Origin of the sequence: Cognatilysobacter lacus (assembly GCF_008274655.1) — a bacterium.
GTDB lineage: Bacteria > Pseudomonadota > Gammaproteobacteria > Xanthomonadales > Xanthomonadaceae > Cognatilysobacter > Cognatilysobacter lacus.
Map to the genome: position 1 here is coordinate 20454 of NZ_VTRV01000018.1, position 7040 is coordinate 27493.

Below are 7040 nucleotides of genomic sequence, written 5' to 3' on the forward strand. Positions count from 1 at the left end.
AAGTCGCAGAACGACGCCGTCGACGGCGCCGCAGCGTCCCGCAGGCGTGACCGCACGCACGTCACGGGGCCGGCGAACGCGACGGTCGCGATCGCGTCGGCATAATTGGCGGCTTCCCGTGCCTCGCCGATCGATCTCCATGTCCCGACTGACCCCGGCGGCCGCCGCGCTCGCCACCGCCCTGCTGTGCGCGGCCTGCGCGACTGCGCCCTCCACCACGACGCGCGCATTCGACGTGGACGTTCCGCGGGTCGAGCATCCCGCAGGCGAGACCAGCGCTTGGTGGTTCCGCAGCGGCGCCGCGCAGGCCGCCACACGCGGCGCGATGGGCGGGCACGCGAAGAACGTCATCGTCTTCCTTGGCGACGGCATGAGCCTGCCGACCGTGGCGGCGGCGCGCATCCTCGAAGGCCAGCGCAACGGCCACCCCGGCGAAGAGAACCGGCTGAGCTGGGAAGACTTTCCCTACACCGCGCTCAGCAAGACCTACAACACCGACTCGCAGACGCCTGATTCGGCCGGAACCATGAGTGCCATCGCCACCGGCGTCAAAACGCGGATCGGGGTGATCGCCGTCGGGCCGGAAGTGCCCCGTGGCGATTGCGCGCAGGCGTTGCTGCATCCGACCACCACGCTGTGGGAACTGGCGGCGTCGCAGGACATGGACGTCGGCATCGTCACCACCACGCGCATCACCCATGCGACACCCGCCGCCACCTTCACCCACGCGCCCGATCGAAACTGGGAAAACGACGCGGAGATGCCGGCCGCGGCGCACGCGGCGGGCTGCATCGACATCGCGCGGCAACTGGTCGAGTCGCCGCTGGCCGACCGGGTGAAGGTGCTGATGGGCGGCGGTCGTTCGAACTTCATGCCGGCCGCGGAGGAAGACCCCGAGTACGCGGACAAACACGGCCTGCGACTGGACGGCCGCGACCTGGTAGGCGAGTGGTCGAAGCGCCATCCGGGCGGCGCCTACGTGTGGAACGAGAAGCAGCTCCAGCAGGCGCCCGCCGACGCGCCGCTGCTGGGCCTGTTCGACCCGAGCCACATGCACTACGTCACCGAGCGCGACACCGACAAGGGCGGCGAGCCGGAGCTCGCCACGATGACCCGCGCAGCCATCTCGCGACTGTCGAAGGGCCGCAACGGCTACGTGTTGCTGGTCGAAGGCGGACGCATCGACCACGGCCACCACGAAGGCAACGCCTACCGCGCGCTTACCGAAACCATCGCCTTCAGCGATGCCGTGCGTGTCGCGATGCAGTCGACGTCGCCCGACGACACGCTGATCCTCGTCACGGCCGATCACTCGCACACGCTCAGCTTTGGCGGCTACCCAGCGCGCGGCAATCCGATCCTGGGCAAGGTCAAGGGCAGCAGCGGCGAAGGCGACGGCAAGAGCGAATACGCCACCGACGCGCTCGGCCACCCGTACACCACGCTGAACTACGCGAACGGCCCGGGCTACCTCGGCGCAACCGATCAGCAGCCGGAGGGCAGCAAGCGCTACCCGCACGTGGTGAGCGGCGCGCGCGAGGCCGAGCACGGCCGCCCCGACCTGAGCCACGTCGACACCGCCGCGCCTTCCTACATGCAGGAGTCGATCATGCCGATGGCCAGCGAAACGCATGGCGGCGACGACGTCGGCATCTGGGCGCGCGGGCCGGGAAGCCAGGCAGTGCGGGGCTCGCTCGAGGAAAACGCGATCTTCCACATCCTGCTGCAGGCCACGCCGCGTTTGCGCGCAGCCGTGTGCAAGGCCGGCGGCTGCGATTCGAACGGCGTGCCGGTGGCGATGCCGGCTGCCGCCGCGCGCTGATCAGAACGGCTTGGCCAGCACCAGGTACACGATCGCGACGAGCACGAGCACCGGGATCTCGTTCACCAGCCGCAGCGTGCGCGACGACGGCAGTGCGCCGCCAACCGCGGCGCGCTTGAGCCAGCGTCCGGACACGATGTAGAACGCCAGCACCACCAGTACCAGCGCGATCTTGGCGTGCAGCCAGCCACCGATGATGTGGAAGCCGAACACCAGCGCGAGCCCGAACACGAGCGCGAGACCGAACATCACGTGGCCAAAGCGGTACAGGCGGCGACCCATCAGCACGAGCCGCTCGCGAACGGGTGCCGAATCACCGGCTTCCGCGATGTTGACGAGGATGCGTGGCAGGTAGAACACCGCTGCCATCCAGGCGATCACGAACACGATGTGGAAGGTCTTGGTCCAGAAATAGGCCATGGCGCGGCAGTCGTGAAGTGGGGCCGGTAGGATGCCACGCGCCGCACGGCGCCTTCTTCGGGAATCCAATGAGCAAGCAGTACGACCGCGATTACTTCGAACGCTGGTATCGCGATCCGGCGCTCAGGCGCGAGGCGATCGGTGGCGCGGCGCGGCTGGCGCGCAAGGTGGCGATGGCGGTCGCCACCGCGGAGTACTGGCTGGAACGCCCGCTGCGCAGCGTGCTCGACATCGGCTGTGGCGAGGGCGCGTGGCAGCCGGCCCTGAACAAGCTTCGTCCGAAGGCGCGCTACCTCGGCTTCGACAGCAGCGAATACGCGATTGCCCGCTACGGCGCGCGTCGCGGCCTGCATCGCGCGGCGTTCGCGGATTTCGCGATGCTGCGGCCTTGCGCCCCGGTGGACCTGCTGGTCTGCAGCGACGTGCTGCATTACCTCGACACGCGCGAGCTCGACGCCGGCCTGCCCGGCCTGGCCGAGCTGTGCGGCGGCGTCGCCTTCCTCGAGACCTTCAGCTCGGGCGACGAGGTGGCCGGCGACACGCACGGGTTCCGTCGCCGCCCCGCCCGCTTCTACCGCGAGCGCTTCGATCGTGCCGGTTTCGCACCGCTGGGCTCGCACCTGTGGCTGGGGCCCGCGCTCCTCGACGCGGCGGCGACGCTCGAAACGACGCGCTGAACCCCCGGACCCCTATCACGGTCCGGCCCGGTAGCGCGGGTTATGCTGCTGTGCAACAGGGGGATTCGATGCTTTATCAGATGCATGAACTCGGCCGGGCCTGGCTCGCGCCGATGACGTACTACGCCGACGCCATGAGCAAGGCCTTCGGCGCGCCGGGCAGCTGGCTGCACACCGTGCCGGGCGCGTCGGAGCTTTCCGCGGGCTACGAGCTGTTCTACCGCCTGGGCAAGGACTACGAGAAGCCGCGCTTCGAGATCCACGAGGTGGAGATCGACGGCCGCGCATTCCCCGTCGTCGAACGCGAAACGCTGCGCAAGCCGTTCTGCCGGCTCCTTCACTTCAAGCGATTCGCCGACGATGTCGAGGGCGTGCAGGCGCTTGCCGACGACCCGACCGTGCTGGTGGTCGCGCCGCTGTCCGGCCACCACGCCACGCTGTTGCGCGACACCGTGCGCACGCTGCTGCGCGACCACGACGTGTACATCACGGACTGGGTGGACGCGCGCATGGTGCCGGTGTCCGAAGGCCCGTTCCACCTCGACGACTACATCGCGTACGTAGAGGAATTCATCCGTACGATCGGCGCCGCCGACCTGCACGTGATCAGCGTCTGCCAGCCGACCGTACCGGTGCTGGCCGCCGTGTCGTTGATGGCCGCGCGCGGCGAAACCACGCCGCGTTCGCTGGTGATGATGGGTGGCCCGATCGACACCCGCGAGAACCCGACGAAGGTCAACGACCTGGCCACGCACCGCCCGATGTCGTGGTTCGAGACGCAGCTGATCCATCCGGTGCCGGCGCCGTTCCCGGGTGCCGGTCGCCGCGTGTATCCGGGCTTCCTGCAGCACATGGGCTTCGTCGCGATGAATCCCGAGCGCCACTTCGAATCGCACTGGGATTTCTACCAGAACCTGCTCGAAGGCGACCTCGAGGACGCGGCGTCGCATCGCCGCTTCTACGACGAGTACAACGCGGTGCTCGACATGCCGGCCGAGTACTACCTCGACACCGTGCGCATCGTGTTCCAGCAGCACCTGTTGCCGAAGGGCGAGTGGGAAGTTCGCGGACAGAAGGTCGATCCGTCGAAGATCAAGGGCACGGCGCTGCTCACGATCGAAGGCGAACTGGACGACATCTCGGGCCGCGGACAGACGCGCGCGGCGCAGAAGCTCTGCACCGGCATTCCGGAATCGGACCGCGAGCATTTCGTGGTTGAAGGCGCCGGGCACTACGGCATCTTCAGCGGCCGGCGCTGGCGCACGCAGGTGTATCCGAAGGTTCGCGACTTCTTCGTCGAACACTCGAAAAACTGATTCGTGACACGCAAAAAAAACGGGCGCCCTGGTGGCGCCCGTTTTCGTTGGGGCGATCCCGATCAGGCGGCGTAGGCAGGGCCGGAGCGCACCAGCATGTGCTTGGCGAGCTGGCCATGCAGATGCCCGACGCCGCGCGCCACGTGCAAAGTAATGAACAGCAGTGCGATGCCGGCGACGAATACGAACGGCAGCTGCCATGTATGCACGCCCTGCACGTGGAAACCGGCGGCGTCCGACCCGACGATTGCTTCGAACAACGCGGCGAGTGGCGCAGCAATGAACCCGGCGGATAGCGAAAGCAACGTTACGGCGAGCGTGAAGTAGACGATTCCAAGCGGGAGCATCAACAGCATGTAGAGCAACGTGCCCCACGTGCGCGGATCGGTGAACATCGCCTTGATGCGCTCGAGCAGCGGCGCGTCCCGGGTCACGTACAGCGGCCGTCGCGGCATGCGCTCGCCGAGCATCACTTCGACCAGTCGGCCTTCGACGAGTGACAACACGCGCACCGAGCCGAAGAACAGGATCGCGAATGGAATGCCGATGATCAGCACCGACAGACCGGCGCTCAGCGAAAGACCGGTCACGATCCAAGTGAAGTAGAAGATGCCGGTAGCCAGCGAGAGCAGCATGTAGAACAGCGCAGCGTAGGTGCGCGGCTCGGTGGCGACGCCGAAGAAACGGCCGATCGCCGAGCCTCGGACTACAGCCTTGGGCGGCTGCAGCGCGGTCTGCACGCGTACTTCGGTATCGCGATAGATGTCGGCGACCTCGTCGGGCGCGCCGTAGCTGCCTGCGACGTCCGCGATCACCTGCGCCTCGGAGCGTCCCGGATTCGCGGCCATCTCCGATCGCAGGTAGTCCTCGGCGTCATAGAGCGCGTCCTGCACGAGCGAGGGATCGGCGCCGGCCAGCGCGGTGCGCAGCCGCTCCAGGTATTCGGCGATCGTGGAAGGCGCGGCAAGGCCGGGCGCGAAGGTGTGGACGGCGTTCATGCGTGGTCTCCGCGGAAGTCGTTCTGTTCGGTAGCGGGAAGTTTGGGATGGGCGAGCGCGCCGAGTACGGCGTCGACCGAATCGCGGGTGTCGCGCCAGGCCGAGGCCCAGCGCCCGAGCACGGCGACGCCGGCTGCGTTGATGCGGTAGTAGCGGCGCGGCGGCCCGGAGATCGACGGCTCGACCTGACTCTCGAGCAGGCCGGCGCCCTCCAACCCGCGAAGCACCGGATACAGCGCACTCTGCTTGCCGGCCAGCACGCCCTCGAGCTGCTCGAGGCGCTTGGCGATCTGGTAGCCGTACATGGGCTCCGTCGCGTCGGCCAGCACGGCGAGCAGCGCCAGCGAAACGGTGCCGGCACTCAACTCCTTCTGGAACTTCCGCAGCTGAAGGTCGGGATCGTCGAGGGGGAGCGCTGACATGGCGGAGGCTCGTGCTGGGGACGACTTCACTGTAGTGCGAACTTCGGTATACCGAACCTGCCATTGGTCACGGCCGCTTATGCGTGGCGACGACGGCGCCGGGGGTAAGAGGAAAGCCCCTCTCCACGGAGTCACCGTCATGACCCAGGGCGACAAGTCCAGCTACACCGACAAGCAGAAACGCGAAGCTGGCCACATCGAGAAGAGCGAAGAGAAGCGAGGCGTGCCCAAGACCGAAGCCGAGCGGATCGCTTGGGCGACCGTCAACAAGCAGGACGGCGGCGGCAAGAAGTCCGGCTCCGGCCGTACCAAGCACTGACGCCGGCGCGGCCACCGGTCCGTGCGGCCGGTGGCCCCATGCGACAGAATCGGCGGACCTCCCCGCGGAATCCGCCATGTCCATGCGCCCGGCCGTTACAACGCTTTCGATCGCGCTAGCCCTCGCCTGCCTGGCGGTGCACGCCGCGCCGAGGCGCGTTCCTGCGGCGCCCGCGAAGGCGCGTTCGATGCAGGAAATCATCGACGCCTCCACGCCGGGCGACTGGCGACGCCCCGACCCGCGGGACACGCTTTACATGGACCTCGCTGACGGCCATCGCGTCGTCATCGAGCTCGCGCCGGCGTTCGCGCCCCAGCACGTCGCGCAGGTCCGAACGCTCGCACGCGAGGGTTACTGGAACGGGCTGGCGATCATGCGGTCGCAGGACAACTTCGTCGTGCAGTGGGGCGATCCCGAGGAGGACGCGACGAAGAAGAAGTCGATCGGCAGCGCGAAGGAGCACCTGCCTGCCGAATTCACGTTCGCCGCGAAGGACGCGAGGTGGACGCGCCTGCCAGACGCCGACGGCTGGGCGCCCCAGGTGGGCTTCGTCAACGGCGTGCCGGCCGGCCACGATGCGAAGGCCGGCACCTACTGGATGGCGCACTGTTACGGCGCTGTCGGTGCCGGGCGCAACAACGAAGCCGATTCCAGCGACGCGACCGAGCTGTACGTGGTGACCGGGCAGTCGCCGCGACAACTCGACCGCAACATGTCGATGGTCGGGCGCGTCGTGCAGGGCATGGAATGGCTGTCGACGATTCCACGCGGCACCGGCCCGCTGGGTTTCTTCGAAAAGCCCGAACAGCGCGTTGGCATCAAGTCGACCCGGCTGGCGTCGGATGTGCCACGGGACGAGCGCACCGACATCGAGTTGATGCGTACCGACACGCCGCTCTTCGCCGAGCTGGTCGAGTCACGCCGCAATCGTCGCGATGCGTTCTACAAGGTGCAGGCGCACCACATCGACCTGTGCAACGTGCCGCTTCCGGTGCGCGCGGCGAAGACGCGCTGAGTCAGCGGCCGAGCGTCGCCGACGCGCCGGCAGCGGGCACGGCTACGCGCG

The 7040-nt window shown here is 68.0% G+C and carries 8 protein-coding genes; 5 read left to right on the forward strand and 3 right to left on the reverse strand.

Annotated features, from left to right (window positions below; genetic code table 11):
* The first annotated feature begins 133 nt into the window (after positions 1-133).
* Positions 134-1822: an alkaline phosphatase gene (locus FW784_RS02995; RefSeq protein ID WP_425481573.1), complete on the forward strand. Its 1689-nt coding sequence runs from the start codon at positions 134-136 to the stop codon at positions 1820-1822.
* Here FW784_RS02995 and FW784_RS03000 read toward each other — a convergent pair whose 3' ends face one another.
* A complete protein-coding gene (locus FW784_RS03000) occupies positions 1823-2242 on the reverse strand; it encodes a CopD family protein (protein ID WP_149351880.1) in 420 nt (139 codons plus the stop codon).
* Positions 2243-2310: 68 nt separating this feature from the next.
* Here FW784_RS03000 and FW784_RS03005 point away from each other — a divergent pair, with 68 nt between their 5' ends.
* Together FW784_RS03005 and FW784_RS03010 are read left to right on the forward strand one after the other, a co-directional pair.
* Complete coding sequence (locus tag FW784_RS03005) at positions 2311-2919, forward strand: class I SAM-dependent DNA methyltransferase (RefSeq protein ID WP_149351881.1); 609 nt, start codon at positions 2311-2313, stop codon at positions 2917-2919.
* 68 nt (positions 2920-2987) lie between these two features.
* A complete protein-coding gene (locus FW784_RS03010) occupies positions 2988-4235 on the forward strand; it encodes a polyhydroxyalkanoate depolymerase (RefSeq protein ID WP_149351882.1) in 1248 nt (415 codons plus the stop codon).
* 62 nt (positions 4236-4297) lie between these two features.
* Here FW784_RS03010 and FW784_RS03015 read toward each other — a convergent pair whose 3' ends face one another.
* Positions 4298-5233: a sensor domain-containing protein gene (locus tag FW784_RS03015; protein ID WP_149351883.1), complete on the reverse strand. Its 936-nt coding sequence runs from the start codon at positions 5231-5233 to the stop codon at positions 4298-4300.
* Positions 5230-5655, reverse strand: a complete 426-nt coding sequence (locus tag FW784_RS03020; RefSeq protein WP_149351884.1) for a PadR family transcriptional regulator — start codon at positions 5653-5655, stop codon at positions 5230-5232. Before FW784_RS03020 ends, FW784_RS03015 begins: the two co-directional genes overlap by 4 nt.
* A 139-nt stretch (positions 5656-5794) precedes the next feature.
* Here FW784_RS03020 and FW784_RS03025 point away from each other — a divergent pair, with 139 nt between their 5' ends.
* A complete protein-coding gene (locus FW784_RS03025) occupies positions 5795-5974 on the forward strand; it encodes a hypothetical protein (protein WP_149351885.1) in 180 nt (59 codons plus the stop codon).
* Positions 5975-6050: 76 nt separating this feature from the next.
* On the forward strand, positions 6051-6989 hold the full coding sequence (locus FW784_RS03030; RefSeq protein WP_149351886.1) for a peptidylprolyl isomerase: 939 nt from the start codon (positions 6051-6053) through the stop codon (positions 6987-6989).
* Positions 6990-7040 lie beyond the last annotated feature (51 nt).